This is a genomic window from Mycobacterium sp. E136 (assembly GCF_001666865.1).
Lineage (GTDB): Bacteria > Actinomycetota > Actinomycetes > Mycobacteriales > Mycobacteriaceae > Mycobacterium.
The window spans coordinates 1-26,445 of record NZ_LZJE01000319.1; the positions used below are offsets into that span (position 1 = coordinate 1).

27 protein-coding genes are annotated in these 26,445 nt (G+C 67.4%); 11 read left to right on the forward strand and 16 right to left on the reverse strand.

The window, feature by feature from the left end; genetic code table 11:
* The coding region (locus A5698_RS21240; RefSeq protein WP_197506850.1) for a phosphatidate cytidylyltransferase at positions 1 to 217 on the forward strand (217 nt) is incomplete at its 5' end.
* Here the strand turns inward: A5698_RS21240 and A5698_RS21245 are convergent.
* Positions 214 to 807, reverse strand: coding sequence for a TetR/AcrR family transcriptional regulator (locus A5698_RS21245; RefSeq protein WP_068300762.1), 594 nt, complete (start codon positions 805 to 807; stop codon positions 214 to 216). The genes A5698_RS21240 and A5698_RS21245 overlap by 4 nt on opposite strands.
* A gap of 92 nt (positions 808 to 899) precedes the next feature.
* Here A5698_RS21245 and A5698_RS21250 point away from each other — a divergent pair, with 92 nt between their 5' ends.
* Positions 900 to 1,448, forward strand: coding sequence for a methyltransferase family protein (locus tag A5698_RS21250; protein ID WP_068300764.1), 549 nt, complete (start codon positions 900 to 902; stop codon positions 1,446 to 1,448).
* Between the two features lie 36 nt (positions 1,449 to 1,484).
* Complete coding sequence (locus A5698_RS21255) at positions 1,485 to 2,480, forward strand: LLM class flavin-dependent oxidoreductase (protein WP_068300766.1); 996 nt, start codon at positions 1,485 to 1,487, stop codon at positions 2,478 to 2,480.
* A 7-nt stretch (positions 2,481 to 2,487) separates the two neighbouring features.
* Here A5698_RS21255 and A5698_RS21260 read toward each other — a convergent pair whose 3' ends face one another.
* The 7 genes from A5698_RS21260 to A5698_RS21290 all read right to left on the reverse strand — a co-directional run bounded on the left by A5698_RS21260 (position 2,488) and on the right by A5698_RS21290 (position 12,205).
* Positions 2,488 to 2,850 carry an ANTAR domain-containing protein gene (locus A5698_RS21260; RefSeq protein WP_068300768.1) on the reverse strand — a complete coding sequence of 121 codons (363 nt, stop codon included), beginning with the start codon at positions 2,848 to 2,850 and terminating at the stop codon, positions 2,488 to 2,490.
* Entirely contained in the window at positions 2,847 to 5,741 is a 2,895-nt protein-coding gene (locus A5698_RS21265; RefSeq protein WP_068300770.1) for an FAD-binding and (Fe-S)-binding domain-containing protein, read from the reverse strand. The genes A5698_RS21260 and A5698_RS21265 overlap by 4 nt, the downstream gene beginning before the upstream one ends.
* A gap of 15 nt (positions 5,742 to 5,756) precedes the next feature.
* On the reverse strand, positions 5,757 to 6,884 hold the full coding sequence (locus A5698_RS21270; protein ID WP_084792553.1) for an enolase C-terminal domain-like protein: 1,128 nt from the start codon (positions 6,882 to 6,884) through the stop codon (positions 5,757 to 5,759).
* Positions 6,881 to 8,677, reverse strand: coding sequence for a thiamine pyrophosphate-requiring protein (locus tag A5698_RS21275; protein ID WP_068300772.1), 1,797 nt, complete (start codon positions 8,675 to 8,677; stop codon positions 6,881 to 6,883). Before A5698_RS21275 ends, A5698_RS21270 begins: the two co-directional genes overlap by 4 nt.
* A gap of 90 nt (positions 8,678 to 8,767) precedes the next feature.
* On the reverse strand, positions 8,768 to 9,277 hold the full coding sequence (locus A5698_RS21280) for a hypothetical protein (RefSeq protein ID WP_156670840.1): 510 nt from the start codon (positions 9,275 to 9,277) through the stop codon (positions 8,768 to 8,770).
* Between the two features lie 53 nt (positions 9,278 to 9,330).
* On the reverse strand, positions 9,331 to 11,145 hold the full coding sequence (locus tag A5698_RS21285) for a glycoside hydrolase family 15 protein (protein WP_068300776.1): 1,815 nt from the start codon (positions 11,143 to 11,145) through the stop codon (positions 9,331 to 9,333).
* Between the two features lies 1 nt (position 11,146).
* On the reverse strand, positions 11,147 to 12,205 hold the full coding sequence (locus A5698_RS21290; protein ID WP_068300778.1) for a glucose 1-dehydrogenase: 1,059 nt from the start codon (positions 12,203 to 12,205) through the stop codon (positions 11,147 to 11,149).
* A gap of 86 nt (positions 12,206 to 12,291) precedes the next feature.
* Between A5698_RS21290 and A5698_RS21295 the strand changes: the two genes are divergently transcribed.
* Positions 12,292 to 12,765: a MarR family winged helix-turn-helix transcriptional regulator gene (locus A5698_RS21295; RefSeq protein ID WP_068300780.1), complete on the forward strand. Its 474-nt coding sequence runs from the start codon at positions 12,292 to 12,294 to the stop codon at positions 12,763 to 12,765.
* Between the two features lie 3 nt (positions 12,766 to 12,768).
* On the opposite strand, the gene A5698_RS21300 is transcribed toward A5698_RS21295, so the two are convergent.
* A complete protein-coding gene (locus tag A5698_RS21300; protein ID WP_068300803.1) occupies positions 12,769 to 13,722 on the reverse strand; it encodes a DMT family transporter in 954 nt (317 codons plus the stop codon).
* A 68-nt stretch (positions 13,723 to 13,790) separates the two neighbouring features.
* On the opposite strand from A5698_RS21300, the gene rlmN reads away from it, so the two are divergent.
* Complete coding sequence (rlmN, locus tag A5698_RS21305) at positions 13,791 to 14,915, forward strand: dual-specificity RNA methyltransferase RlmN (RefSeq protein ID WP_068300782.1); 1,125 nt, start codon at positions 13,791 to 13,793, stop codon at positions 14,913 to 14,915.
* 74 nt (positions 14,916 to 14,989) lie between these two features.
* Here rlmN and A5698_RS21310 read toward each other — a convergent pair whose 3' ends face one another.
* The 4 genes from A5698_RS21310 to A5698_RS21325 are packed head-to-tail and all read right to left on the reverse strand — an operon-like array spanning position 14,990 to position 18,630.
* Positions 14,990 to 15,412, reverse strand: a complete 423-nt coding sequence (locus tag A5698_RS21310) for a nuclear transport factor 2 family protein (protein WP_068300783.1) — start codon at positions 15,410 to 15,412, stop codon at positions 14,990 to 14,992.
* On the reverse strand, positions 15,409 to 16,896 hold the full coding sequence (locus tag A5698_RS21315; RefSeq protein ID WP_068300785.1) for an aldehyde dehydrogenase family protein: 1,488 nt from the start codon (positions 16,894 to 16,896) through the stop codon (positions 15,409 to 15,411). Before A5698_RS21315 ends, A5698_RS21310 begins: the two co-directional genes overlap by 4 nt.
* Before the next feature lie 57 nt (positions 16,897 to 16,953).
* A complete protein-coding gene (locus tag A5698_RS21320; protein WP_067084697.1) occupies positions 16,954 to 17,499 on the reverse strand; it encodes a TetR/AcrR family transcriptional regulator in 546 nt (181 codons plus the stop codon).
* A gap of 21 nt (positions 17,500 to 17,520) precedes the next feature.
* A complete protein-coding gene (locus A5698_RS21325; protein WP_068300806.1) occupies positions 17,521 to 18,630 on the reverse strand; it encodes a phosphotransferase in 1,110 nt (369 codons plus the stop codon).
* 44 nt (positions 18,631 to 18,674) lie between these two features.
* Here A5698_RS21325 and A5698_RS21330 point away from each other — a divergent pair, with 44 nt between their 5' ends.
* Positions 18,675 to 19,841 (forward strand): CaiB/BaiF CoA transferase family protein, encoded by a 1,167-nt coding sequence (locus A5698_RS21330; protein ID WP_068300807.1) that lies wholly within the window; start codon positions 18,675 to 18,677, stop codon positions 19,839 to 19,841.
* On the opposite strand, the gene A5698_RS21335 is transcribed toward A5698_RS21330, so the two are convergent.
* A complete protein-coding gene (locus A5698_RS21335) occupies positions 19,822 to 20,352 on the reverse strand; it encodes a TetR/AcrR family transcriptional regulator (protein WP_231967484.1) in 531 nt (176 codons plus the stop codon). The genes A5698_RS21330 and A5698_RS21335 overlap by 20 nt on opposite strands.
* Before the next feature lie 44 nt (positions 20,353 to 20,396).
* Between A5698_RS21335 and A5698_RS21340 the strand changes: the two genes are divergently transcribed.
* From A5698_RS21340 to A5698_RS21350, 3 genes are read left to right on the forward strand one after another with little or no spacing between them, the layout of a single operon-like run.
* Positions 20,397 to 21,638, forward strand: coding sequence for a cytochrome P450 (locus A5698_RS21340; protein WP_156670841.1), 1,242 nt, complete (start codon positions 20,397 to 20,399; stop codon positions 21,636 to 21,638).
* A 9-nt stretch (positions 21,639 to 21,647) separates the two neighbouring features.
* Positions 21,648 to 21,839 (forward strand): ferredoxin, encoded by a 192-nt coding sequence (locus tag A5698_RS21345; RefSeq protein ID WP_067084708.1) that lies wholly within the window; start codon positions 21,648 to 21,650, stop codon positions 21,837 to 21,839.
* A gap of 51 nt (positions 21,840 to 21,890) precedes the next feature.
* Positions 21,891 to 22,652, forward strand: a complete 762-nt coding sequence (locus A5698_RS21350) for a MarP family serine protease (protein ID WP_068300789.1) — start codon at positions 21,891 to 21,893, stop codon at positions 22,650 to 22,652.
* Here the strand turns inward: A5698_RS21350 and A5698_RS21355 are convergent, their stop codons facing one another.
* Positions 22,653 to 23,468 (reverse strand): thioesterase family protein, encoded by an 816-nt coding sequence (locus A5698_RS21355; RefSeq protein ID WP_068300791.1) that lies wholly within the window; start codon positions 23,466 to 23,468, stop codon positions 22,653 to 22,655.
* A complete protein-coding gene (locus tag A5698_RS21360; RefSeq protein ID WP_068300794.1) occupies positions 23,465 to 24,283 on the reverse strand; it encodes an SMP-30/gluconolactonase/LRE family protein in 819 nt (272 codons plus the stop codon). Before A5698_RS21360 ends, A5698_RS21355 begins: the two co-directional genes overlap by 4 nt.
* A gap of 72 nt (positions 24,284 to 24,355) precedes the next feature.
* Here A5698_RS21360 and A5698_RS21365 point away from each other — a divergent pair, with 72 nt between their 5' ends.
* Together A5698_RS21365 and A5698_RS21370 are read left to right on the forward strand one after the other, a co-directional pair.
* Positions 24,356 to 25,060 carry an NIPSNAP family protein gene (locus A5698_RS21365; protein ID WP_068300813.1) on the forward strand — a complete coding sequence of 235 codons (705 nt, stop codon included), beginning with the start codon at positions 24,356 to 24,358 and terminating at the stop codon, positions 25,058 to 25,060.
* A complete protein-coding gene (locus A5698_RS21370) occupies positions 25,057 to 26,280 on the forward strand; it encodes a cytochrome P450 (RefSeq protein WP_068300797.1) in 1,224 nt (407 codons plus the stop codon). Before A5698_RS21365 ends, A5698_RS21370 begins: the two co-directional genes overlap by 4 nt.
* The last annotated feature ends 165 nt before the right edge of the window (positions 26,281 to 26,445 follow it).

A 26,445-nucleotide genomic window follows, 5' to 3' on the forward strand; every position in this document is an offset into this window, starting at 1 on the left:
CCTGCTCGACAAGCCGGCCTGGGTCGGCGTGCCGCTCGGGCTCATGCTCGTGATCACCGGTGTGCTCGGCGACCTGGTCGAGTCGCAGGTCAAACGCGACCTCGGAATCAAGGACATGGGCACGCTGCTGCCCGGGCACGGCGGCATCATGGACCGCATCGACGCCATGCTTCCCTCGGCGGTGGCCGGCTGGATCGTCCTGACCCTGCTGGCTTAATCCGCGGTCAGATAGCGCTCGACGGTGGGACCGACGAACGTCACCAGGTCGTCGACCGACGTCGAAGCCATCGGCTCGATCTTGAGTTGGTAGCGCGCGAAGGCCAGCCCCATGAGATGGCTGGCCACGAGTTCCGCCCGTAGCTCGGCATCGTCGACGCCGAACTCTGCGGCGACCCGCTCGGCCATCGGGCCGGCGAGTGCGTCGTGTAACACCTTGCGCGCCATGGGTTGTATCGCCGCCGACCGCCACAACGTCAACAGTGGTTCGAACGCGCCACCTTCGTCCCACCGCTCGAGGAAGCCACGCACCAGCCGACGGCCCACGTCGTCGGTGCCGTCGTCGAGGAGCTCATCCAGCTGGAACAGTGGGTGTTGCGGTCCGGTGAGCACGGAGGCGCCGAAGAGCCCCTCCTTGTTGCCGAAGAAGTAGTACACCATCGCGACGTCGACACCCGCATCGGCGGCGATCCGGCGCACGGTGGCGCGCTCGTAACCGTCGCGCATGAAAGTCTTCCTCGCCGCGTCGACGATGCGCTGTTTGCTCTCCCGGCCGGTGCGCCAGCGGCCCGCGCGCTTCTTCTCCGTCACCGGCCCAGAATACTTCAACACGTGTTGATGTAAGTGATCCGGCGGCGTAGCGTCGATTCTTCAACGTCTGTTGATGAAACAAGGAGGATCCGATGACCGAGACACGGAACCGTCGGCTGTGGTGGCGCCACGCGCTGTCGTTTCTCGTTGCACCCGTGACGATGACGGTGTTCATCCCGGCCTTGATCGTGAGTTGGGCCGACATTCGACTGCCGGACTACGACTCGCCGTTGACCATCGGCCTGCTGATCGTCGGGTGCCTGCTGGTCACCGGCGGCGTGGGGATGCTGCTGTGGACCGTGTATCTGTTCGACCGGTTGGGCAAGGGCACGCTCGGCATCAACGACGTGATGGGTCAGCCGATCAACCTGGTCGTGCACGGGCCGTATCGGCACGTCCGCAACCCGATGATCAGCGGGGTCGTCGCAATCATGCTCGGGGAGGCGGCGATCGCGGCGTCGGGATGGTTATTGCTCTGGGCCGCAACCTTTTTCGTGATGCTCACGACCGCCATCCAGCTGTGGGAGGAGCCGCATCTGGCCGAGCGCTTCGGTGAGGAGTACCTGACCTACCGGCGCAACGTGCCGCGATGGCTGCCGCGCGTCACGGCGTGGCAGCCGCAGCCGTCACCGTCATCTTGACCCTTTCGGCCTGCTCAGCGCGATAGCGTGCCGAGCGTGAAGCTGTCGTGCGCGCTCGTCACCAACCTCGATTCACCCGACCTCGTCGTCGAAGCCGAACGTCTCGGTTATCACCGGGCATGGCTCTACGACTCGCCGGCCATCACCTCCGATGTCTGGGTCGCGCTGGCACTGGCGGCGCAGCGCACCTCGAGGATCGGGCTCGGCCCGGGTGTGCTCGTGCCGAGCCTGCGTCACCCGATGACCAACGCCGCGGCGCTCGCCAACCTGGCGGCCCTCGCGCCCGGGCGCGTCGCGGTCGCGGTCGGCTCCGGCTTCACCGGCCGCTACACCCTCGGGAAGAAACCCCTGCGCTGGGCGTACGTCGAGGAGTACGTCACGGCGCTGCTGGGCCTGCTGCGCGGGGAGACCGTCCAATGGGACGGCGCAGCGATCCGGATGCTGCACACCGACGGATTCGTCGCCGACCGGCCGGTGGACTTCGAAGTCCTGATCGGCGCCGACGGCCCGAAGGGCACAGCCGTCGCCGAACGCGTCGGTGACGGCGTCTTCGCCGCCGGGGTGCACAACCCGGCCGCCGCGGGCCGGCCCTACGCCCTGCTGCAGTTCGGCACCGTCCTCGACGACGGTGAAGACCTCGCCAGCCCGAACGTGTTGAACCGGGCCGGACACGGTCTCGCGGTGGTGTTCCACGCGATGTACGAACGGATGGGCGCCGAGGCGCTGGCCGAATTCCCGGGCGGGCGCGAATGGGTGTCGGCGATCGAGGCGATCCCACCCGCCGAACGACATCTCGTCACACACGAGGGCCACCTGGTGCGGTTGACGAAGGTCGACGAGGAAGCGGTCGGGCTGGCCGCAGATCTCCTGCCGCAGTTCACCTTCAGCGGAACCCCGGAGCAATTGCGTGCGCGGGTGAGCGAGTATGCCGCTGGCGGCGTCACCGAACTGGTGTATCAGCCGGCCGGACCCGACGTCGCCGGGGAGTTGGCCCGCATGATGTCCGCCATCGGCGAGGCGACCGCGCGCTGAGGCGGGTTCACTTCCCGCCCGCAGGCCCGGCGGTCGCGCGCAGCCGCTCCCGCACCGTCACCAGGAATTCGGTCGCGGCGTCGAAGTCGGGCCGCGGCCCACACCGGGTCCAGATCTCGACGACGCACCCCGCAACCTGACGGACCCGGACGTTGCTCACCTGAGAGAGCACGCGAAGGAGGTCGAACGCCTGCTCGCCACTGAGGCCGAACGTCTGCATCAGCATCCCTTTGGCCTGTTCGATCACGGGCAGGCCGGTGAGCTTGTCCTGCAGCTGAGCGATTTGCACCCGCAGGCGTTCGGCCTCAGTGACCGGCGCAGCGGCCGTCGGTCGGGTGGCCCGATCGTCGTCGGACAAGGTGAGGGTCATTGTTTCTCCTTTCGATCTCGTAGGGCCTCGGCGAGGACGGAAGCGGTGTGACGCGGGGTGCGGTTCTCCATCAGGTCGCGGATCTGCGTTCGGCAGCTGAATCCGTCGGCGAGCACCATCGTCTCGGGGTCCGCTTCGCGTAATGCGGGTAACAGTTTGTCCTCGGCGCACGCCACCGATACGTCATGATGTCCGCGCTGAAAGCCGAAATTCCCGGCAAGGCCGCAGCATCCGGCGTCGAGCACCTGGGCGTCGACACCGGCATCCTCGAGAATCGCTTTCTCGTCGGCGTAGTGCAGTACGGCGTGCTGGTGACAGTGCGGCTGCACGACCGCGCGGCCTCCGACGCGCGGAGGGTCCCAGTCGCCTGCCTTGCGGTGCAGAAGTTCACCGATCGTGTAGGTCTGTTCGGCGAGTCGATGCGCATCCTCGTTGCCGTTCAACAGGTTTGTCGCATCGGAGCGGAACACCGCCGCGCAACTGGGTTCGAGCACGACGACCGGAGTGCCGGTGCGCAGCGCTGGCCGCAGGGCGCGCAGCGTTCGTGTCAGAACCTTCTTCGCGACACCGAGTTGGCCGGTCGAGATCCATGTGAGCCCACAGCAGAGTGATCGACCGGGAACGGTGACGGTGAAGCCGGCCGATTGGAGGACCTCGACGGCGTCGCGACCGATGCCCGGATCGAAGTTGTTGGTGAAGGTGTCGGCGAACAGGACGACCGCCTCGCGTCCGTCTGTTCGCAACGGCTGATCACGCCACCAGCGGGTGAATCGTTGCGCCGCGAACCGCGGGAGGTCGCGATGCGAATCGATCCCGCCGACGGCCTTGACGGCCTCGTCCAGGCGCGGCATGTGGGTCACGGCGTTGACGGCTCGAGGTGCGACCGCGGCCATGCGAGCCCACAGCGGTATCCATCCCATGGTGTAGTGGGCCATCGGACGCAGTCGACGGTGATAGTGGTGAAAAAGGAACTCCGCCTTGTAGGTTGCCATGTCGACGTTGACCGGGCAGTCGCTCAGACACCCCTTGCACGCCAGGCACAGATCGAGGGCGTCGCGGATCTCGGTGGACGCCCAGCCGTCGGGGATGACGTCTCGCTGCAGCATCTCGAACAGCAACCGCGCCCGCCCACGGGTCGAATGGTGTTCCTCTCCGGTGGCGCGATAGCTCGGACACATCACGCCGGACTCGTCACCCCGGCACTTCCCGACACCGACGCACCGTGCGGCGGCGTGCGAGAAGCGGTGCCCGTCATCGGGGTACGCGAATGCCGTCGCCGGCTCGATCGGGAGATACCCGGTGCCGAATCGCAGGTTGTCGTCGAGCCGATACGGTTTGACGACCTTCCCCGGGTTCATCCGGTTGTCGGGGTCGAAGAGCGCCTTGGTCTTCTCGAACGCGCGAACGACGCGTTGGCCGAACATGATCGGTAACAGTTCGCCGCGCGACTGGCCGTCTCCGTGTTCCCCGGACAGCGACCCGCCGTAGTCGACGACGAGGTGCGCGGCGTCGTGGGCGAACCGTCTGTAGGCGGCGATGCCGTCGGCGGTGCGCAGATCGAACGGGATCCGGGTGTGCACGCAACCCTGGCCGAAATGTCCGTAGAGCGAGGATGTTCCGTAGCCGTAGCGGTCGAGCAGGGCCTGAAAGTCGCGCAGGTAATCACCCAGCCTGTGCGGCGGGACCGCCGCATCCTCCCAACCCTCATGCGTCTCGGGTCCGACCGGGGGATAGGCCGTCGCGCCCAGTCCGGCTTCCCGGGCCGCCCACACCTGCTTCTTGTGTACCGGATCGCTGACGATCCTGGCGTCGCAGTCGGCCGCGGCCTGCACGGCCTCGATCATCGCCTTGGCGCGGTGGTCGGCCTGATCCTGATCTTCTCCGTCCACTTGCACCATCAGCCAACCGCCGCCGCGGGGAAGCTGATTGAGGGCCTGTTCGGCCAACCGCCGTGAATGCTCGAGTTCGACCAGCCGTTGATCGAGGCCTTCCAGCGCCGCGGGTTCGTGCTCGAGCACGGCCGGCACGGCGTCGGCGGCGGTGGCGATGTCGTCGAAGCCGAGTATTGCCAGCGCGCTCGCGGCGGGGCGGCGAACCAGGTCGATCTCGGCGCACAGCACGGTGACGAGCGTGCTCTCGCTTCCGACCAATGCCTTCGCCAGGTCAAAGCCGTTGTCGGGCAACAGGCTGTCCAGGTTGTATCCCGACACCCGCCGTGGAATGTGGGGGTAGCGGCTGCGAATGTCATCCCCGAACTCGGTGACGACCGACCGCAGCCCACCGTAGATCTCGGCGAGCCGTCCTCCCGAGGCGATGATCCGGTCGATGTCGCGGTCGTCGGTCGGACCGACCCAACGTTGGACGCCGTCGTAGGTCAAAATCTGAAGGGCGCGAACCGAGTCGACCATCTTTCCGTACGCCTGCGCGGTCGAGCCGCACGAGTTGTTGCCGATCATCCCGCCGATGGTGCAACTGACATGTGTGGACGGTTTCGGGCCCACCATCCATCCGGTGTCGGCGAGGTTGTCATTGAGAACGTCGAGCTTGATGCCGGGTTCGACCACCGCCGTGCCCCTGTCGACATCGATGGCGCGGATACGGGTGCAGTACTTGCTCCAGTCGAGCACGACGGCGGCATTGCAGCACTGACCCGCCAAGCTGGTGCCGCCACCTCGCGACAGGACGGGAATGTCGTTGTCGCGGCACACCGCGATGGCCTCGACCGCATCGTCAGGCGTATGCGGCACGACGACGCCGATAGGGACCTGACGGTAGTTCGAGGCGTCGGTGGAGTAAGCCGCCCGCGAGCCGGGGTCGAATCGGACCTCACCGGCGATGCGGCGGTCCAACTCGGCGGCGAGCGTGGAATAGAGCAGTGAGGAAGGGCTCATGTGGCGGTATCGCTTTCAGCTGACGCGGTAGGGCTCGAGGTCCGGACTGCGTACGGTCAGGCCGTGTCCCGGGCTGGCCGGGTCGGGGCGGATCGCCCCGTCGATCGGCGACGTGGCGCCGTCGAAGTAGCGGGTCTCGATACGGGCGTGATCGTGAAACCACTCGAGGTGTCGCAGATTGGGTGTTGCCGCGCCGACCGCGGCGTGCAGCCACGGCGCGCAGTGCGCCGACACGTCGAGGTGGTGTGCGGCGGCGAGTGCGGCCACCCGCTGCCATTCGGTGATCCCGCCGCACCGCGACGCGTCGATCTGCAGGCAGTCGACTGCGGAACACAACGGCACGAAATCGGCCAGCCGATGGCCGTATTCGCCCGCGGTGACATCGGCGTCGACCGCTTCACGCACGGCACGCAGGCCTGAGACGTCATCGGATGAGACGGGCTCTTCCAGCCAGGTGATCTCGAGGTCGGCGACCTCGGACATCAACCGCACGGCATGTTTGGCGGTATAGCCGCCGTTGGCGTCGACCATCAGTGCGATCTCATCGCCGATCGCGGCCCGGGCCTGACGCATCCGCGATACGTCGCGCCTCGTGCGGGTGCCCCACGACTGGCCGATCTTGATCTTCACGCGGGTGATGCCGTGATCACGCACCCAGCCGAGCAGTTGGTCCCGCATCTGGTGGGGGCCATACGTGGTGAACCCGCCACTCCCGTAGACGGGAACGCTGTCGCGGACTGCGCCGAGTAGTCGGTGCAGCGGGATGCCAAGGACTCGGGCCTTGAGGTCCCACAGCGCCACGTCGACCGCGGAAAGTGCCTGTCCCGCAACGCCGCTGCGTCCGATGTTGCGCACAGCCTTGGCCATGGCGTCGAACGCGGCCGCGACGTCGAGCGCATCCCGGCCCAGAACATGACTGGCGAGGCTACGCGTGATGACGTCGGTGCAGGCCGGATGTCCGTACGTCCAGCCCGTACCGGTGATGTCGCCGCAGTCGGCGGTGACCACCACCAGCGTGGTGTGGTCCCAGGCCAGGGTCCCGTCGGCCTCCGGCGTGTCGGTGGGGATGTGGTACGCCGCAACATGCAGGGCATCGACGGTCGCAGCGGGAATCACGGTACGAACGGCGTCGTCGGTGATCATGAGCGTGCGTGCGGCATGAACTCTTGCACCTTGGTCTTGAGGCCCTGCTTGATGAAGCCGCGACTGTCCTCGTCACCCTTGAGCACCGCGGTGGCGGTGGCCTTGGCTTGTTCGAACGTGGCGTGCGGCGGGATGGGCGGCATGTTGGGGTCGGTGTGCACGTCGAGCACCGTCGGCCGGTCGGCCGAGAGCGCCGAACGCCAGGCGTCGGCGAGCCCGTCGGGGTCGCGGACGGTGTGCGCTTCGAGACCGAGGCCGGCGGCGAAGGCGGCGTAGTCGACATCCGGAAGCGTCTGTGACGCCGCGAATTTCGGCGAACCGTTCATCGCACGCATCTCCCAGGTCACCTGGTTGAGGTCGTTGTTGTGCAGCACCGCCACGATCAGGCGCCGGTCCCCCCACTGCTGGTGGTAGTGCTTGATCGTGATGAGCTCTGCCAGGCCGTTCATCTGCATGGCGCCGTCGCCGACGAGCGCGATGACCGGCCGGTCGGGGTGGGCGAACTTGGCGCCGATGGCGTAGGGGACACCCGGACCCATGGTCGCCAGCGTTCCAGACAACGAACCGCGCACGCCGGGCCCGAAGCGCAGTTGCCGCGCATACCAGTTGGCGGCGGATCCGGAATCGGCGGTGACGATCGCGTTGCCGGGGAGCTGTGCGGAGAGTTCGGAGAACAGGCGCAGCGGGTTCACGCCGTCGGTATTGACGGCCGCTTCCTTGGCCATGGTCTCCCACCAACGGCTGACGTTCGTTTCGATCGTGGACCGCCACGACCTGTCGGATTTGTGCTGTAGACGCGGAATGAGGCTCCGCAGAGCGGATTTCGCGTCGGCCACCAGGTTCACGTCGTAGGGATAGCGCATTCCGATCATCGTCGGATCGATGTCGATCTGCACGCTGCGGGTCTGTCCGAAGTCGGGAAGGAACTGGGTGTAGGGGAAGCTCGATCCGATCGTGAGCAACGTGTCGCAGTCACGCATCAGCTCGTAGCTGGGCCGAGTACCCAGCAGGCCGATGGCCCCGGTCACCCACGGCAGTTCGTCGGGCAGCACATCCTTGCCGAGCAGGGCCTTGGCGGCTCCGGCGCCGAGCAGTTCAGCGGTCTCGGCCAGTTCGGCCTGCGCGCCGCGGGCGCCGTTGCCGACCAGCATCGCGACCTTCGTTCCGGCATTGAGGATTTCGGCGGCCCGCGCGATCGCCGCGTCGTCGGGGGTGACCGCCGGCCAGTCGACACCCAGACTCGACGGCACCATCTTGAAGGCGTGTTGCGGTGGGCTGTAGGGGAGTTCCTGCACATCGGCCGGGATGATCAGGGCCGTGGGGCAACGCCTCGCGACCGCGGTCCGGATCGCCCGGTCCAGGACGTTGGGAAGCTGCTCGGGCACGGTCACCATCTGCACGTAGTCAGAGGCGACGTCCTTGTAGAGGCTCAGTAGGTCGATCTCCTGTTGGTAGGAACCGCCCATCGCGCTGCGATTGGTCTGCCCGACGATGGCGACCACCGGCACGTGGTCGAGCTTGGCGTCATAGAGGCCGTTGAGCAGGTGTACCGCCCCGGGGCCTGACGTCGCCATGCAGACGCCGAATTTCGCGCCGCCGAACTTGGCGTATCCGACCGCTTCGAAGGCGCTCATCTCCTCGTGGCGGGACTGCACGAATTGGGGCTCGTCGCCGGCGCGGGCCCAGGCGGCCAGGGTCGCGTTGATCCCGTCCCCCGGATATGCGAACACGTGGCGCACACCCCAGGCGCGTAACCGTTCGAGCAGGTAGTCGGCAACGGTTTGGTCGGTCATGGCTGCTCCTTCTCGGTTGGATCCGTGGACGGGGCGTTATCTCCGTCCTACGCTTTTATTTGCTGTGCAGCAACGATTGCTTCCTGGGAATTAATTGAGTCTCCGTCGGCGACCCCTCGACCCGGTCGCCGCGGGTCTGCGTCGGTATCGCCACACCTTTCCCTCCACGGCGTCCGAACAGAGCCACATGAGCACTGCCAGGTTGTAGGCGCCGAGCAGACCGGAGAGCAGGATGTCGCCGAACTCGAAGCCCATCGGTCCGTCGGCGTGGTGTACGGCCGCCACGGAGGTGACGATCACCATCGTCATGCCGCCGACGACACCGATCGCGCTCAGAGCCACCGCCGTGCCCCGTCGTAACGCCGCCACCACGGCCAGCACACCGAACACCGCCAGGACGAGGCTCTCGACGGGGGAGATGTGCAGCCCGAATACGGATATCCCGGTCTCCGAACGAGATTCGTGGGCGAGGTGTCCTATGGCAGCGGCGCCTCCGACGGCGGTGCACGCCAACCCCTCGGCGACGATCAGCCACCGGCCGCTGCGATACCGCGACCAGTTCAGGCTGACCTCGACCAACTGCGTCCGCGGAGCGGTCATCGTCGGTAGTTGCGGTGTGAAGGTGCGTGGGGTGGGGGCATCGTCGTCTCCCTTCACTGTCGTGCCGTCGAGTGGGGATGCTGTTGCCGGTGGTGTGCGGACGTCGTGGTGTGGTGCCCGCTGAGTTGCCGGGCGCTGTTGATCAGCCCGACAAGGCTGAAGGCCTGTGGTGTATTGCCGAGCTGGCGACCGGATTTCGGGTCGTACTCCTCGCTGAGCAGTCCGACGTCGTTGCGGAGTTTCAGAAGCCGCTCGAAGAGCGCGGTGGCTTCGTCGGGGCGGCCGATGCCGCAGAGCGCGTCGACGAGCCAGAAGCTGCACGCCAGGAAGGCGCCTTCACTGCCCGGGAGGCCGTCGTCGCTTCGTTCCGGAAGGTAGCGCAAAAGCAGCCCGTCACAGCAGAGTTCCTTCTGCACCGCTTCGACCGTGCCGACGATGCGCGGATCGTCGTAGGGGAGGAAGCCGACACGCGGCAGCAGCAAGAGCGCTGCGTCCAGGTGGTCGGAGCCGTATGACTGAGTGAAGCAACCGCGCTGCGCGTTGTAGCCGTGGTCGCAGACGTCGGCATGGATCTCGTCGCGCAGGGCTCGCCACCGTGACAGCGGGCCCTCGAGCTGATGGTTCTCCACGGTGCGTACCGCACGATCGACACCGGCCCACGCCATCACCTTCGAATGCACGAAATGACGTGCAGGCCCACGGATCTCCCAGAGGCTGTAGTCGCACCGCTGCCAATTGCCTTCGAGAAAATCCAGAAGTGCGCGCTGGACGTCCCAGGCGGTGTCGTCGGTCGGCAGCCCGCTGTCCCTGGCCAGGTGCAACCCGTCGAGCACCTCGCCCCACACGTCGAGTTGGAGCTGGGCCGCGGCGGCGTTGCCCACCCGCACCGGGCTCGAGTTCTCGTAACCGGCCAGCCAGAGGAGTTCGAACTCGGGTAGCCGTCGCCGTCCGTCGGCGCCGTACATGATCTGCAGATCGGCGGGGTCGCCGGCCACCGCGCGCACCAGCCATTCGCGCCACGCGCGCGCCTCGTCGACGAAACCCGTGCCGAGCAGCGCCTGCAGGGTGAAGGTGGCGTCGCGCAGCCAGCAGTAGCGGTAATCCCAATTGCGCGGCCCGCCGAGTTGTTCGGGCAATGACGTGGTGGCCGCGGCGAGGATGCCGCCGGTGGGAGCGAAAGTCAGGGCCTTGAGCAGCATCAACGCCCGGCGCACCTCAGGTTGCCAAGATCCGGTGTAGCTGCATTGCGCCATCCACGCGCTCCACCAGCGTTCGGTCTCTGCCAGCGCCTGCTCGGCGTCGACCGGTTGCGGTGCCGACAGATGAGAGAGCTGGTGAGTGAGCACGAACGGTATGCGCTGCCCCTCGGTGACGGTGAACTCCGCGACCGTCGTCAGGTCCCGCCCATGCGTGGGGACGGGTGTGCGCAGCCACACCGCATCCGGCCCCGCAATCGCCGACAGGCCTCCGTCGCGGCGTCGTACCCAGGGCACCACGTGGCCGTAGTCGAAGCGCAGGCACAGGGTCATCGCCATCGGAACGGTGCCGCGCACGCCCTCGACGATGCGGACGACGTCGGCGGCCACGCCGCGCGGTGGCATGAAATCGATCAGACGAACGCTTCCGTCCGCGGTGTCCCATTCTGTTTCAAGGATCAATGCGTCGTCGCGGTAGTGCCGTCGCGTGGCAGGCCCGCTGCCCGCCGGCGCCATCAGCCAGGTGCCTGCCTCGGCCCCACCGAGCAGAGCCGCGAAGCAGGCCGGTGAGTCGAAGTGCGGGAGGCACAACCAGTCGATGGCTCCGCTGCGATCCACGAGGGCTGCGGTCTGCAGATCCCCGATCAGCGCGTAGTCCTCGATCTCGGCCATGTCAGCTCGCGTCGTCGAGGGTGATGACCACCTTCACGTCGTCGGGTTGGGCCGTGAAGGCGTCAGCGGCGCGGTGCAGCGGCACCCGCCGGGTGATGAGGCTTGCCAGCCAGTTTTTGTCGGCCTTGGCCAATGCGTCTGCGGCCTGCCGGTAATGGCGCAGGTTAGCGTTCACCGATCCGACGACCGCGTCGTTCTCCAGCACCAACTCGCGGTTGATGGCGCCCGCGTCGATCTTGAGGCGTCGCCCGGCCGGGGAGACTCCAGTCAGGCAGACGACGCCGTACGCCGAGGTGTTCGCGATGGCTCCGAAGACGACCGGTCCGGCACCGGTCGCCTCGATCACGACGTCGGGCTGCAGCCGGGATGCGACGTCGTCGATGTCATCGTGGTGGTAGGTGGCACCGAGCGCCTCGGCGATTGCGGGTTTGGGTCCGTCGGTGACGCGGTCGAGGATGTGGGTGTCGAGTCCGGACTGCACGGACAGCAGGGCCGCCAGTAGCCCGATCGGGCCCGCGCCGGTTATCAGCGCCCGTTCGGGTTCGAAGTAGGCCCGCTGGCCCACCCGCCGAACCTGCTCCCATGCCTTGGTCACCACCGTGGTGGGCTCCATCAGCATCCCGACGTCGCGCAGGTGGTCGTCGATGCGCATCGCGTAATCGGTTTTCACGCACCATCTTTGGCTGCCGTAGCCGTCCATCTCCTTGATCCCGCGTTCGGTGTAGCGACCGTTGCGGCACATGTCGAACTCGCCGTGGGCGCAGGCCCGGCACGGCACTGGGTCGGGCCTGCGCACCACGCCGACCACCAGGTCGCCGGGTGAGAACGATGCGCCGGGCGGCGCGGTCGCCACCCGGCCCAGGGATTCGTGTCCGATCACCAACGTGTCCCGGCCGGGGGGCGCCCAGCCGTACTGTCCGCCCGCGATCTCTTTGTCGGTCCCGCACACACCGATGGCCAGGCCGTCTACCAGTAGTTCGTCCGGGCCGGGACTGGGTTCGTCGACGTCGTCTACGGCGAGCGTGTCCGCCTTGCCCGGCCGTACCGTCAATGCCTGCATGAAATCAAGACTTGCCGGTGCACAGTAATTGCAAACCAAGAATAATTGCGGTTCGATAAATATTCCCGAACATGGAATGAGGAAAGATGGCCGGTCGCGGCACTGGTGTGACGAACGAGCAGGTGGAGTCGGTGATGAGGGCGTCACGGGCTCTCGTTGGCATCACGGCAGCATCGATCTCGACCGTCGATGACCTGGTGACCGTGCCTCAGCTGCGGGTGATGATGATGATTGCGACCCGCGGGGCCGTCAATCTCGCGGCGGTGGCGGCGGGCCTGCAGGTGAGCGCGTCAAACGCCAGCCGGATCTGCGATCGGCTGCTCAAGATCGGCATGGTCGACCGCCGGGACGACCCCGCCGACCGGCGCAACATCGCGTTGACGCTCACCCCGGATGGGCAGGCGCTGATCGATCGCGTCGTTCATCACCGCCGCATCGCGATCCGCCGGATCCTCCGAGAGATGTCGCCGACCCAACGCGATGCGTTGGCCACGGCGCTCGACGTGTTCGCCACGGTCGCCGGTGAACCACAGGAGGAGCACCGGCACGCCCTCATCTGAGGTTCAGCCGGCGGGAGTCGACGTCGCGGGGTCGCTGTGTCGAACGCTGACCGTCGGCGAGGCGACGGAACGCTGGCGGCGCCGGCGCGCATCGGTGGCGTTGAGCCAGCAGGCCGCGGCGCCGACCGCGAGGCCGACCGCGACGCCGACGTCGGGCCGCTGGCCGAGCATCAGCCACGACAACAGCCCGGCCACCGCGGGTATGACCGTGAACAACATCGCGACGGTCGCGGCGCCGTATTCGTTGATTCCGCGCACGTACAGCGTCATCGACAGCACGGCGTTCAGGAGCACCACCGCCGCGACCGTCGCCGCGGCTTTCCACGGGTCGGTCACCGACCACGGGGTGACGGCGGCCAGCACGACGACGGGCAACACGCACGCGGCGTTCTGCAGCGCCGCCGTCGCCCGGAAATCGACCCCGGAGCAGAACTTCTGCTGGTAGACGCCGCCCGCGGCCACCGCGAACAGGGACACGAGGATCAACAGCACTGCCGTGTCGACGCCACCGACCGCAATCAACCGTCCCGCGCAGGCCGCCAGCACCGCCGCGACGCCCAGCGCCAACGCGCCGACCCGCGCCAGCGTCATGCCCTCGCCGAGGAACATCGCCGCCAACACCGCGGTGACCACGGGATTCATCGAGATGATTACGGCACCCAGCACCGCCGGCGCGCCGTGCAGCAGCGCCAGGTACAGGCACGAGAACAGCACGCCCTGAGCGAGCAATCCGCTGATGAGCACATGCACCAGCGCGCGTCCTGTGGGCCACGTCACGCGGGCGGCCGCTGCCCATCCAGACAGAATGGCGGCGGCCAGACCGAACCTGAACACCAGCACCACCATCGGAGACATCACCGAAACAGCAAGCGCACCAACGGGATAGCCCAACGCATAGAAGAACGTCAGCGGCGCCGCGGCGCACAGCGGCATGGTGGGGCGAGGCACGGATCCCATGGTGGCGACCAACGCCACCGTTGGCGAATTAATTTCTGGGTCGCTGGAAGTGGGATACTGGTGCGCACATGCCCACTTCTCTGCCGCTCGTCTTCGACGCGCCGCGCCGCGCCATGCCGCCGCGGCATTTCGCCGACCTCGACGAATCGGATCGTGCCGCGGCGGTGAAGGACCTCGGTCTACCGACATTTCGCGCGAAACAGCTGGCCAACCAGTACTACGGACGGTTGATCGCCGATCCGCGCCAGATGACCGATCTGCCCGCGGGTGTGCGCGATCAGGTCGCCGACGCACTGTTCCCGACGCTTCTCGACGCGGTGCGCGAGATCGAGACCGATGCGGGCGAGACGCGCAAGATGCTGTGGCGTGCGGTCGACGGCACCACATTCGAGTCGGTGCTGATGCGCTACCCCCAACGCAACACCGTTTGCATCTCGTCGCAGGCCGGGTGCGGAATGGCTTGTCCGTTCTGCGCGACGGGTCAGGGCGGGCTCAAGCGCAACCTGTCGACGGCTGAGATCCTCGAGCAGGTACGCGCCGCCGCGGTGGAACTGCGTGACCGTGACGGTGACGGGATCGCGCCCGCGGCCCGTGGCGGCAGGCTGTCCAACATCGTGTTCATGGGCATGGGGGAGCCGCTCGCCAATTACAACCGCGTGCTCGCCGCGGTGCGACGCATCACCGCTCCCGCTCCAAACGGCTTCGGCATCTCGGCCCGCTCGGTCACCGTGTCGACGGTCGGGCTGGCGCCGGCGATCCGCAAACTCGCCGACGAACGACTCGGCGTCACGCTGGCGCTGTCACTGCACGCCCCCGACGACGAACTGCGCGACACGCTGGTCCCGGTGAACAACCGGTGGAAGGTGTCCGAGGCGCTCGACGCGGCGCGCTACTACGCGGACCTGACCGGCCGTCGGGTGTCGATCGAGTACGCGTTGATCCGCGATGTCAACGACCAGCCTTGGCGCGCAGACCTTTTGGGCAAGAAGCTGCACGGCGCGCTGGGCCCGCTGGCGCACGTCAACGTCATCCCGCTGAACCCGACACCTGGCAGCGAATGGGACGCCAGCCCCAAACTGGCCGAGCGCGAGTTCGTTCGACGGGTGCGCGAGCGTGGCGTGTCGTGCACCGTGCGCGACACGCGTGGCCGCGAAATCGCCGCTGCCTGCGGACAATTGGCCGCGCAGGGCTAGTTGGCCGCGTTGACTCTGCGCGTAGGGTGCGATTCCACGCCGGAAGTGCGCCCTGGCCGCAGACTCAACGAGTTCTAGCCGCCCGGCTTGTTGGTGAACCAGACGTTCTCCTCGAGCAGGCGGCGGCTGCGCCACCCGTCGGCGGTGCGCACGAGTTCGTGGTGGTAGTAGCCGCCGCAGAAGCTCGGATCGGTCATGCCCGGCAACTGCATCGGGTTGTAGAACATCGCCCGCACCCGCGCGCTGTCACCGTCGATGTCGGCCTCGACGTTCGTGATGTGGTGCATGCTCCACGGGATCACACCGAAATTCGCGGCGAACCAGTCCACCACCTCGTCGCGGCTCCCGACGACGGCACCGGCCGACGAGTAGTCGATGTGCGCGTCGTCGGTGAACACCGACCGGTACAGCTCCCAGTCCTTGGTGTCGACCGCCCGGGCGTAGCGATGCAGCAGCGCGGCGATCTCGAGTTCGTCGCGGACCCGCCGATCGTTCATTGGTCGGGCATGCCGATCGTCTTGGCCTCGAGGTACTCCTTGTAGCCCTCTTCGCCGTTGCGGTAGCCCAGCCCGCTCTGCTTGGTGCCGCCGAACGGGCTGTTGATGCCGAAGTGGCTCTTGCCGTTGATCGTCACGTTGCCGGTGCGCATGCGGCACGCCACCGCGAACGCGCGGTCCACGTCGGCGCCGCTGACCTCGCCGGAGAGACCGTAGATCGTGTTGTTGGCGATCGCGACCGCCTCGTCGTCGGTGTCGTACGGCGTGACCGTCAGCACCGGTCCGAAGATCTCTTCCTGCGCCACCTGTGAATTCGGGTCCACGTCGGCGAGCAGTGTCGGCTGCGTGTAGTAGCCCTTCGGCAGGTTCTCTGGAATGCCGCCGCCGGTGACCAGTCGCGCCCCCGAGTCGATACCGCTCTTGATCAGGCCGAGCACCTTCTGGCGTTGGGTCTCGCTGATCTGCGGCCCCTGCATGTTGCCCGGCGTCCACGGATCCCCGACGGGGAAGCTCTCCATCATCGTCTTGAGGATGTCGATGCCCTCGTCATAGCGGCTGCGCGGCAACAGGATCCGGCTCGGCAGGATGCAGGACTGGCCGCTCATCACGCACGCCATCATGGCCGCCATCGACAGCGCGGAGTTGAAATCGGCGTCATCGAGCACGATGTGGGCCGATTTGCCGCCGAGTTCCAACAGCGTCTTCTTCACAGTCGCTGCACCCGCGGCCAGGATCGCCCGGCCAGTGGCCGTCGAGCCGGTGAAGGTGATCATGTCGACGCGCGGATCGGCGGACAGCGCCGCACCGACCTCGTTGGCGTTGGACACCACCACGTTGAACACCCCGGCCGGGATGTCGGTCTCCTCGGCGACGATGCGGCCGTACTCGCTGCCCGACCAGGGCGTCAGCTGCGCCGGCTTGAGGACGACGGTGTTTCCGGCCATCAGAGCGGGCACGGTCTCGGCGACGTTGAGGTAGAACGGCACGTTCCACGGCGTGATGGCGCCGACCACGCCGACCGGCTCGTAGTGGATCTTGCGCCGGGCGGGGCCCAGCGGGGTCTCGTGCACACCGTTGTCGACCAGGTACTCGAAGTTGCGGCCGTGCTCGGCCCAGTGCTTGACCTCGTCGATCGGGCTCTCGATCTGGCTGCCGGACACCGACACCGGGCAGCCCACCTCGGTGATCAGGACGCGGCGCAACCGCTCCTTATTGCGCTCGAGGGCCTCGTGCAGCTGGGTCAGGCAGTGGTAGCGGAAGTCGAGGTCGCGGGACCAGTCGGTCTCGTCGAAGGCTCGGCGGGCGGCGCCGACGGCGCGCGCCATGTCCTCGACCGTGCCGTCGGTGGCCCGGCCCGCGACCTCCTCGCTGGCCGGATGGATCACGTCGAACGTCGCGCCGCTGGCCGTGCTCTGTAGCTCGCCGTCGATCAGCATCCGCTCGTCGCCGGCCAGCACACCCGTATCGGTCTCAACCTGAGTCATGCGGACAGCTTTACAAATTTTTGCGCAAGTGTCAGCCCTTCGGCGGAGCCGAAGTATCTAGCCCTGTGGCTTGATGCCAGTCGCGTGCCGCAACTGCGCGAGGAACTGGTCGTCGTCGTCGCTGCGCACGATGTAGTGCGAGATGGCGACGCGAATTGCGGTGGCCGCCTTGACCGCTGCGTTCGGGCCACTCAGCAGCTTCTGCAGGCGCGCCCGCATGACGGGGATGATCTTCGTCAACTGCGAGATGACGACCTCGGGCTCGATGTCGACCAGCCGCACACCGGAATACGAGTGCTGGTACTCGACGATGAACCGCAGCGCGGCGTCGAGCTTCTCGGCGCCCCGAAGACCGGCCGTGGCCTTGCTGATGCCGTTGTCGAACAGGTCGCGCTCGTAGACCCCGAACGCGTCGAGCAGTTCTCCCTTGGAGGCGAACCAGCGGTAGAGCGTGGGCCGGGACACCCCGGCCTGCAGCGCGACCTCCGACAGGCTGAGCTTGGTCTGGCCGCTTCGGGCGAGCACCTCCGAGGTCGCGACGAGGATCCGGTGCCGCGTCGAGGTGTCCTCGGGTCCGAGTGCGTCGCGCAGCGGTTCGTTCACGGGGCAAGCGTAGATCGTTCCTCACACCGACTTCTGTAGTACGGCGACAGTGTCGAGATCTTGTAGCGCCGCGACCGCCCGGCGCAGGCCCTCGAGCGCGATGCCCTCGTCCTGCATACCGCCCATGCCTGCGGTGATCAGCGCGGCGACGTAGGCGTAGAGCGCGCCTTGCCGGTACCGGTCCCAGAGCTCGCCACGGTCGAGTTCGGGTCCGCCGCATGCGGCCAACGCGCGGCGGTAGACGTCGAGCAGCTCACCTTGGTGTGCTTGGCGCTCAGCCGGCGTCATGCTGGTGACCAGTGTGTATGCCAGCTCGCGATTGGGATGCCCGCGCCGGACCGCTTGCCAGTCCAGCAGCCCGGCCTCGCCGTTGCGGAAGTAGACGTTGCCCGGATGGGCGTCGCCGTGCATGACCGTGTGCGGCGGCTCGTCGATGAGCCGGGCCACGGCGCGGTAGTTCTCGTCGATGAAGCGTCCGGAGGCGACGTCGACGTCGATGTCGGTGCGCTCGGCGATGCGGCGCGCCGACGTCTTGAGTAGGGGGCCGGTGAGCAGCGAGGCAGTGTCGCCCGACGCGGTGTAGAGCCAGTCGGGCACCTGATTCCAAAAGGTCGCATGCAGTTTCGCGAGAAGTTCGACGACCTTCGCGGCCCGGTCCGCGCCGATCGGGTGCAGGGTGTCGGGGAATTCGCACTCGTCGGCGGGCAGATCCTCCAGAACCAGCACGTAGCGACCGGTCACCGAATCGAACGCTGAGCCCTGACATGCCGGCAGGCCGGACAGCCGCGGCGAGAGTTCGCGGTAGAAGCGCGTTTCGGTGGCGCCCAACCGGCCCATCTCGCCCATCAGGCGGGTGGCGACGGTCTCGGCGGCCAGCTTGACGAACACGGTCGGCGGTACGTCGTCGCCGGTGAGGGCGAGGCGGGCCCGCGACGAGGTGCCGGCGTCGCCGCTGAGCACTGACACCGCGGTCACCTGACGGCCGATGATCCGCGACACGGCAGTCGCATCCAGTTCGGACACGGACCGTGGAAGTGACCGGAGACGACCGATTGCGGCGTCGGTGGCGATACGTTGTACCCCGCGGCCCAGATGTGCGGCCAGGCCGACCACCGGCGCAGCGTGCTTCACCACGCCAGTTTACAAATTTGCGGATAAATGTAAAGAAGGTGTCGATGGCGGGTCCGCTCGAGGGTGTGCGTGTGGTCGAACTCGGCGTCTGGGTGGCCGGGCCGGCGGCCGGAGGGATCCTCGCCGACTGGGGCGCCGACGTCGTCAAGATCGAACCACCGACCGGCGATCCGGCGCGGTTGTTCGGCAAGATGCTGGGCGTCGAGGGCGACGTGAGCCCGCCGTTCGAGATGGACAACCGCGGCAAGCGCAGCATCGTGCTCGACCTGACGACGGCCGACGGCCGCGCCACGGCCCGCGAATTGCTCTCTGGCGCAGACGTTTTCCTCACCAACATGCGGCCGGGCGCGCTGACGCGCATGGGGCTGGACTTCGCGGCGGTCGCCGCACACAACCCGCGGCTGGTCTACGGGTTGATCACCGGCTACGGCGAGAAAGGGCCGGATGTCGACCGCGCGGCCTACGACGTCGCGGCCTTCTGGGCGCGGGCGGGTCTGGCGCACCTGCTGACCCGGCCCGGCCAGACCCCGCCGTTTCAGCGCGGCGGGATGGGCGACCACGCCGCGGGCATGACGCTGGCCGCCGCGGTCTGCGCGGCGTTGGTCGCGCGGGGCCGCACCGGCGAGGGCCAGCTGGTCAGCACGTCGCTGTACCGCCAGGGCGCCTACACGGTGAGCTTTGACCTCAACACCTTTCTGCTGACCGGCAATTCGATCGTGATCGGTCAGCGCGAGACGATGGGCAACCCCTGCATGAACAACTACACGGCCGCCGACGGGCGCCGCTTCTGGATCGTGGGGCTGGAGGCCGGGCGGCACTGGCCGCCGCTGTGCCGCGCGGTCGGGCGCCCCGAGTGGTTGACCGATCCGCGCTTCGACACCCCGCGGGCGCGAGCCGTCAACGCGGTCGAACTCATCGCCGAACTCGACGAGATCTTCGCTTCGAAACCCCTCGCCGAATGGGCGGAGATCTTCGCCGAGGAGCCGGACTTCTTCTGGGCGCCGATCAACTCGCTGGAGGACGTCGTCGCCGACGATCAGTTCCACGCCGCCGGCGGGATCGTCTATGTCCCCGACGGAGACGGCGCGGCGCCGATGGTCGCCTCCCCGGCCGACTTCGCGGGCACGCCGTGGGAGCCCCGTTCAACCGCCCCGAAATTGGGCCAGCACACCGACGAGATCCTCGCCGAACTCAAGTCGCGTGGGGTTTGACCCGCGCGGCGTGGCGCAATTGCGCGAGGAAGTCGGCGTCGTCGTCGCTGCGCACCAGATAGTGCGACACCGCGACCCGCACCGCCGTCGCCACGGCCAGGCCGGGATCGGGTCCGGTCGCCAGCCGTTCCAGCCGTTGTCGCATCAACGGGATCACCCGTGCGAGGCGCTTGATCACGTGTTCGGGTTCGATGTCGATCATGCGCAGTCCCGGATAGGACTGCTGATAGTCGACGATCACCCGCAGTGCCGCGTCGAGGCGGTCGCCCGGCGGCACGTCCGCGGTGGCCTCGGCGACGGCGCGTTCGTAGTACTGGCGCTCCCACACCACGAACGCGTCGAGCAGGTCGCGCTTCGAGGCGAACCAGCGATAAAGCGTGGGCCGCGAAACCTGCGCCTCCAGCGCGACCTCGGAAAGGCTGAGCTTGGTCATGCCGTGACGGCCGAGCACCTCTGCGGTCGCGGCGAGAATGCGTTCGCGCGTCGAAGAATCTGCATCGGCTACCGGCACCGCACTAGCTTTACAAACATTTGACGAAGTGTCACGCTGAATCGGTGACATCAGCCCGCGAATACAGCGCTGTCGACATCACGTCCGAGGAGTTCTGGAGCCGGCCGTTCGCAGTGCGCGACGAGACGTTCGCGCGGTTGCGCGCCGCGGACGGGCTGACCTGGCATCCACCGCTGCCCTCCATGTTCGAGCTGGAGGAGCCGGGATTCTGGGCGTTGACTCGGCGCGCGGACATCGCGTACGTCAGCCAACATCCCGAGCTGTTCACCTCGGCGCAGGGCGTCGCGCTGAACCCGATGCCCGCCGAGATCCAGCGCTTCGCCTCCTTCTTCTTGACCATGGACCCGCCGCAGCACACCGTGTACCGCCGGCTGATCAGTTCGGCGTTCACCCCCCGTAACGTGCGGCTGATCGAGGAACAGATCCACAAGAACGCCGTCACCATCGTCGAAAACCTGGTCGGCGCAGGCGAAGTCGACTTCGTGTCGGCGTGTTCGGCTCAGCTGCCGATGCTGACGATCATGGAGATGCTCGGCGTGCCCAGCGCCGACCAGCCCGCTGTCGCCTACGCCGCGGAGAAGCTGTTCGGAATGAGCGACGACGAGTACGCCACCGAGGACGAACGCCTCGCCGACCCCGTCGCGCAGATCGCGCTGTTGTCGAACACGGGCGTCGAGTTGGCCAAGTTCCGGCGCACCCACCCCGGCGACGACCTGATGACCAGCATCGTCAACGCCGAGGTCGACGGTCACCGGTTGACGGACGAGGAGATCGGCGCCTTTCTGATCCTGTTGGCCTCGGCCGGCAACGACACCACCAAGCAGGCGACGACGCACGCGATGATGGCGCTGGTCGACAACCCGGCCCAACGCGATTGGTTGATGGAGGACTTCGACGGCCGGATCGGCTTGGCCGTCGAGGAATTCGTCCGCTGGGCCTCACCGGTGCTGCAGTTCGCGCGCTTCGTCACCGAGGACACCGAAATCAACGGCCACCCGGTCGAGGCCGGGGACAAGGTGGCGCTGTTCTACTGCTCGGCGAACCGGGACGAGTCCGTGTTCCCCGACGCCGGCGCGTTCGACCTGTCGCGCTCACCCAACCCGCATCTCGGGTTCGGCGGCGGCGGTCCGCACTTCTGCCTGGGCAGCCAGCTGGCCAAGACGGAGTTGCGAAACCTGTTCGGAGAGTTGCTGACCCGATTGACGACGATCGAGTTCGGCGAACCCGACCTGCTCTACAGCAGTTTCGTGCACGGCGTCAAACGGCTACCCGCCGTCGTTCGCTAGGAGTTGGGCATGCGCGTCGAAGTCGATCTGGACAGATGCACCGGGCACGGGATCTGCGAGTCGATCGCCGAGGAAGTGTTCGAGGTGCGTGACGACGGCATCGTGCTGATCCATGAGCCCGAGCGGCCCGAGTCCGACAGGGAGCGGATGCGCCAAGCCGTGACCCAGTGTCCGGCCGCCGCCTTGCGCCTGATCGACTAGCGTCGAGCGGCTTGGCCGCCAATCCGGCTCGGCGGAGTTATCGTTTCCGCAATGAGGTCGAGGTTGCTTGCGGTATGCCTGGTCGCGATCGGCGTGACCGGCTGCGGTGCCCTCAGGGGATCGTTCGACCTCATCCCGCAGGAGCCGACTCCGATCGCGATCACCACGGTCGCCGCACCCGACGAAACGCTGGCCGATGCCGCGGTCGTCACGCAGGCGGCGCGCAGTGTGGTCCGTATCCACACCGAGGCGCTTCAGTGCGCGAGGACGGTGGACGGCAGCGGCGTCGTCGTCGCGCCGAACAGGGTGTTGTCCGCCGCGCACGCGGTCGCCGGTGCGGACACGGTCAGCGTCTTCCTCGGTGATCGGGAAATACCCGCCACCGTGGTGGTTTACGACCCGGCGATGGACGTCGCCGTCCTCGACGTGCCCGAGCTGCAGGCTCCCACGCTGCCCTTGGACCAGCACCCCGCAGTCACCGGCACCGATGTCCTGGTGCTCGGCTATCCCGGCGGAGGGCCGTTCGTGGCCACCCCGGCGCGCATCCGCAGGGTGATGGAGCTTCTCGTGCCGGACATCTACCGCACCACGACGGTCAATCGCGAGGTCTACGTCATCAGAGGGCCGATCCGGCACGGCGGTTCGGGCGGACCGCTCATCGACCTGAACGGCCGGGTACTCGGGATCAGCTTCGGCGCGGCCATCGACGATCCCGAGACCGGTTTCGTGCTCACCGCCAAGCAGGTCTCCACAGTGGTGACGGACGGTGCGCGGGCCCACACGCCGGTCGCGACCGGCGCCTGCACGCCCTGATCAGCGCCCCGGCATCGGTCGCACGAGCACCGACTGCTGAATCGCGCCCACCGCGCCGGCCTCGTCGAACAGCGTGCCGAGCGTGGTTCCGATGCCGTCCGGCCCGTAGCTGGTCTCCGCGCGGATGCCGATCCACTCGCCCGCCGGGATCCGGTGCACATGCACGACGAGGTCGGTGTTCATGAACGTCCAGCGGCGGATGTCGAGTTTGGTGCCGATGCCGTTCGCGTCGTCGGCCACCGCGAACAACCGCTGGAGCGGTGTCATGGTCTCACCCTTGACCAGATCGACCTCGGGGCGGATCCACGACTCGCCTGGGCCCTCGCTCAACGGTTCGGTCAGCCACCGCCAGTCGAGGCTGTGCACGTAGTTGCGGTCCCAATCCTTCTTCATGTCACGGCTTTTCGCCTCGGACAGCGGCCGCAGGGTCGGTGCCGGCGCGTGTTGCACGGCGCCGGTGTCGACGGTCTTGAGCCGCCATCCGCTGGCGCGCGCGACGGGCCGCGGGTCACCGTCGGGACGCTGGGCCAGCAGCTCGGAACTGACGAGCTCGATCTGCTTGCCCGAGCGTTCGATTCGCGACCGCACCCACAGGTCGCCCTCGGCGGGCACACCGCCGAGCAGGTCGATCAGCACCCGGCTCAGGCGGGTGTCGTCGCGGGCTTCGCAGCCTTCGAGCGCCCGCACGAGGATGGCCGACACCGGGGCTCCGTGCTGGATCGCGGCCGACCAGGTGCTGCGGACCAGGTCGGTCGCGCGGAATCGCTCGCCGAGCGGATCGGCGTCGTCGATGAGCTCGTAATAGGAATCGCTCACGGTATCCCGGCTCCCGGTATGTCGACGGTGATCGCATCGACGCGCGAGCGCTTGGTGCCCTTGAGCCGCTGCGGGTAGGCGTCGGTGCTGGATAAGAGAAACAGTGTGCGCCGCTCAAGACCGCCAAGCGCGCAGGCGATTGCGGTGCGATCGCCGATGTCGATGCGGTCGGTGACGACGCCGCCCTCGATGATCCGCTCGAACTGATGGGCCAACGTCATCGCGGCCCACACTCCGCCCTCGGCGTCGAGGCAGATGCCGTCCGGCGGTCCGTCCAGCCCGTCGGCGAAGGTCCGCCGATCGGACAGCGCGCCGTCGCCGGCGATGGAGTACGCGGTCAACCGGCGTCCGGTCGACTCCGCGACGATCAGCGTCGCGCGGTCTTGCGTGATGGCCATGCCGTTGGGGAAGTCGAGGTCGTCGGCGACGACGGTGGAGGTGCCGTCGGGATCGAGCCGCACGACCACCCCACCCTCGCGGGCCTGTGAGCCGACGTAGGCGCGCCCGTCGTCGTCGACGACCATGTCGCCGAGGGGGGCCGGGACCGTCGCGGACAGATCGGCGATCGTGGTGATGTGCTCGCCGTCGTAGAGCAGGATCTCGCGCGATTCGGTGGAGGAGATCAGCAACGACCCGTCGGGGCGGAACCCGAGGCCGGACGGAGCGTGCCCGGGTAACGGCAGCGCCGTCAGGTCGCCGTTGAGGTCGACGGTGTGCACGGCCTCGCCGAGCATGTCGGAGAACCACAGCAGACCCTCGAACCAGCGCGGCCCCTCGCCGAAGCAGAAGCCCTTCGCAAGCGGTGTCAGGCTCATCGCCACACACCTTTACAAAACACGCGACAAGTGTCACGCTCGCAGGGTGTCACTGTCAAACTGGTGCAGGTCATGAAGAAGTATTACGGTCACACACTGCTTTATCTCCACGAGACGATCGCTCTCGGATCCGGGCGCTCCGACCGGTTCACAGAGGTGTTCAGCGACGTCTACCAGCCGATGATGACCGATCTCGGTGCGCGGCTGTTCGCGATGTGGGAGACGACGCCGTACAACGGTCACTGGCCGCAGGTCACGATCATCTGGGAGATCGACAGGTTCGCCGACTATGCGCGCATCGGTAAGGCGCAGGCCAGGGGCGGCACCCATGAGGAAGCGGCGGCGAAGTGGTCGACGTTTCTCGCCGAGACCGGCGCCTCCGGGGAGGGCCGCATCATGTACGCGGGCAAATACAACCGGACGCTCGCACAACTCCAGGAGGCGAACTTCGGTGCGGGCCTGGTGATCCAGGAGATCATGCAGACCAAACCGGGCCGCCAGGACGACTACATCCGCGAGCTGGAACGGCTCTACGTGCCGTGGTCGGAGCGCACCGGAAAGCGTTGGCTCGGTTCGTTCATCACGACGTTCCGCTTCAACGAGGTCATCCATTACTGGGCGCTCGACGGCGACTGGGACTGTTTCGCCAACCACTACCCGTCGTGGAAGGACAGTCCGCCCGCCGAGATCGTCACATGGATGAGCGTCGCGCCCGCGCTTCGCGACGGCTGGGAAGACTCGATCCTGCAGGCCCTACCACCCTCGCCGCTGCAATGAACATTTCTGTGCTCGAGACGTTCTCCTACGATCCGTTCGATCCGGCGGTTATGGCCGATCCGCAACCGTACTACCGGATACTGCGCGACCGGTATCCGGTGTACTACGTCGAGAAGTGGGACACCTACGCCCTGTCCCGCTTCGAGGACATCTGGCGGGTGCTGGAGGTCAACGACGGCACGTTTGTCGCCTCCGAGGGAACCCTGCCCGCGGCAACGGTTCTCGGAACCCGCAACGACGGCCCGGTCGCCGATCCGGCGCTGCACCCGATGCCATTCCACGCGAACTTCGACGCGCCGATCTACGACAGCGTGCGCCGCTGTACGTCGGCCCCGTTCCGGCCGAGGTCGGTCAGTAAGCTCGCCGACCGGATCCGGACCCTCGCCAACGAGCGCCTCGACGAACTGCTGCCGCGAAACACGTTCGACCTCACCCAGGACTACGGCGGTATCGTCGCAGCCTCGCTGGTGTGCGAATTGCTCGGCCTTCCAGTCGATTTGGCGAGCGATGTGCTGGCGACGGTCAACGCCGGAAGCCTGGCGCAACCGGGCAGCGGGGTGGAGGTGGCCAACGCGCGGCCCGGTTATCTCGAGTACCTCGTCCCGATCATCCAGCGCAGCAGGGTCGCGCCGGGCGAGAATCCGATCGCCGACAACCTGATCGCGTACCGGCTGCCGGACGGTTCGGCGTTCAACGACGTCGAGGCGGCCACCCAGCTGCTCGGGATCTTCATCGGCGGAACGGAAACGGTGCCGAAGATCGTCGCGCACGGCCTGTGGGAGCTGGGCCTTCGGCCCGACCAGCTGTCCGCCGTGCGTGGCGATCTCGACGCCAACGTGCCCGTCGCGCGCGAGGAGATGATCCGTTACTGCGCACCGGCGCAATGGTTTGCGCGCACGGTCCGCAAACCGTTCACCATCCACGACACCACGCTGCAGCCGGGGCAGCGAATCATCACGCTGCTGGCGTCGGCCAATCGCGACGATCGCGAGTATCCCGACCCCGATGCGTTCATCTGGGACCGCCCCATCGAACGGCTGCTGGCTTTCGGTCGCGGACAACACTTCTGCCTCGGCGTACACCTCGCGCGGTTGGAGATCGGCATCATGGTGACCGAATGGCTCAAGCGTGTGGGCGGATGGCGCATCGACGGTGAGGCCGCGTCCCGGCCGCCGTCGAGCTTCCAGTGGGGCTGGAGCAGCGTCCCGGTGGAGGTGTGACATGTGGTCCTATCGCCTAGCCGCCCCCTACACGTTCGAACGCCAGGACATTCCCGAGAAGACCCCGGAGTCGCTGGGGGACCGGCAGGTGCTGCTGCGCTGGATGATCGGGACGAGGTACTCGAGATAACCGGCCCGCCCGGCCCCCCCCCCCCCCCTGCCCGG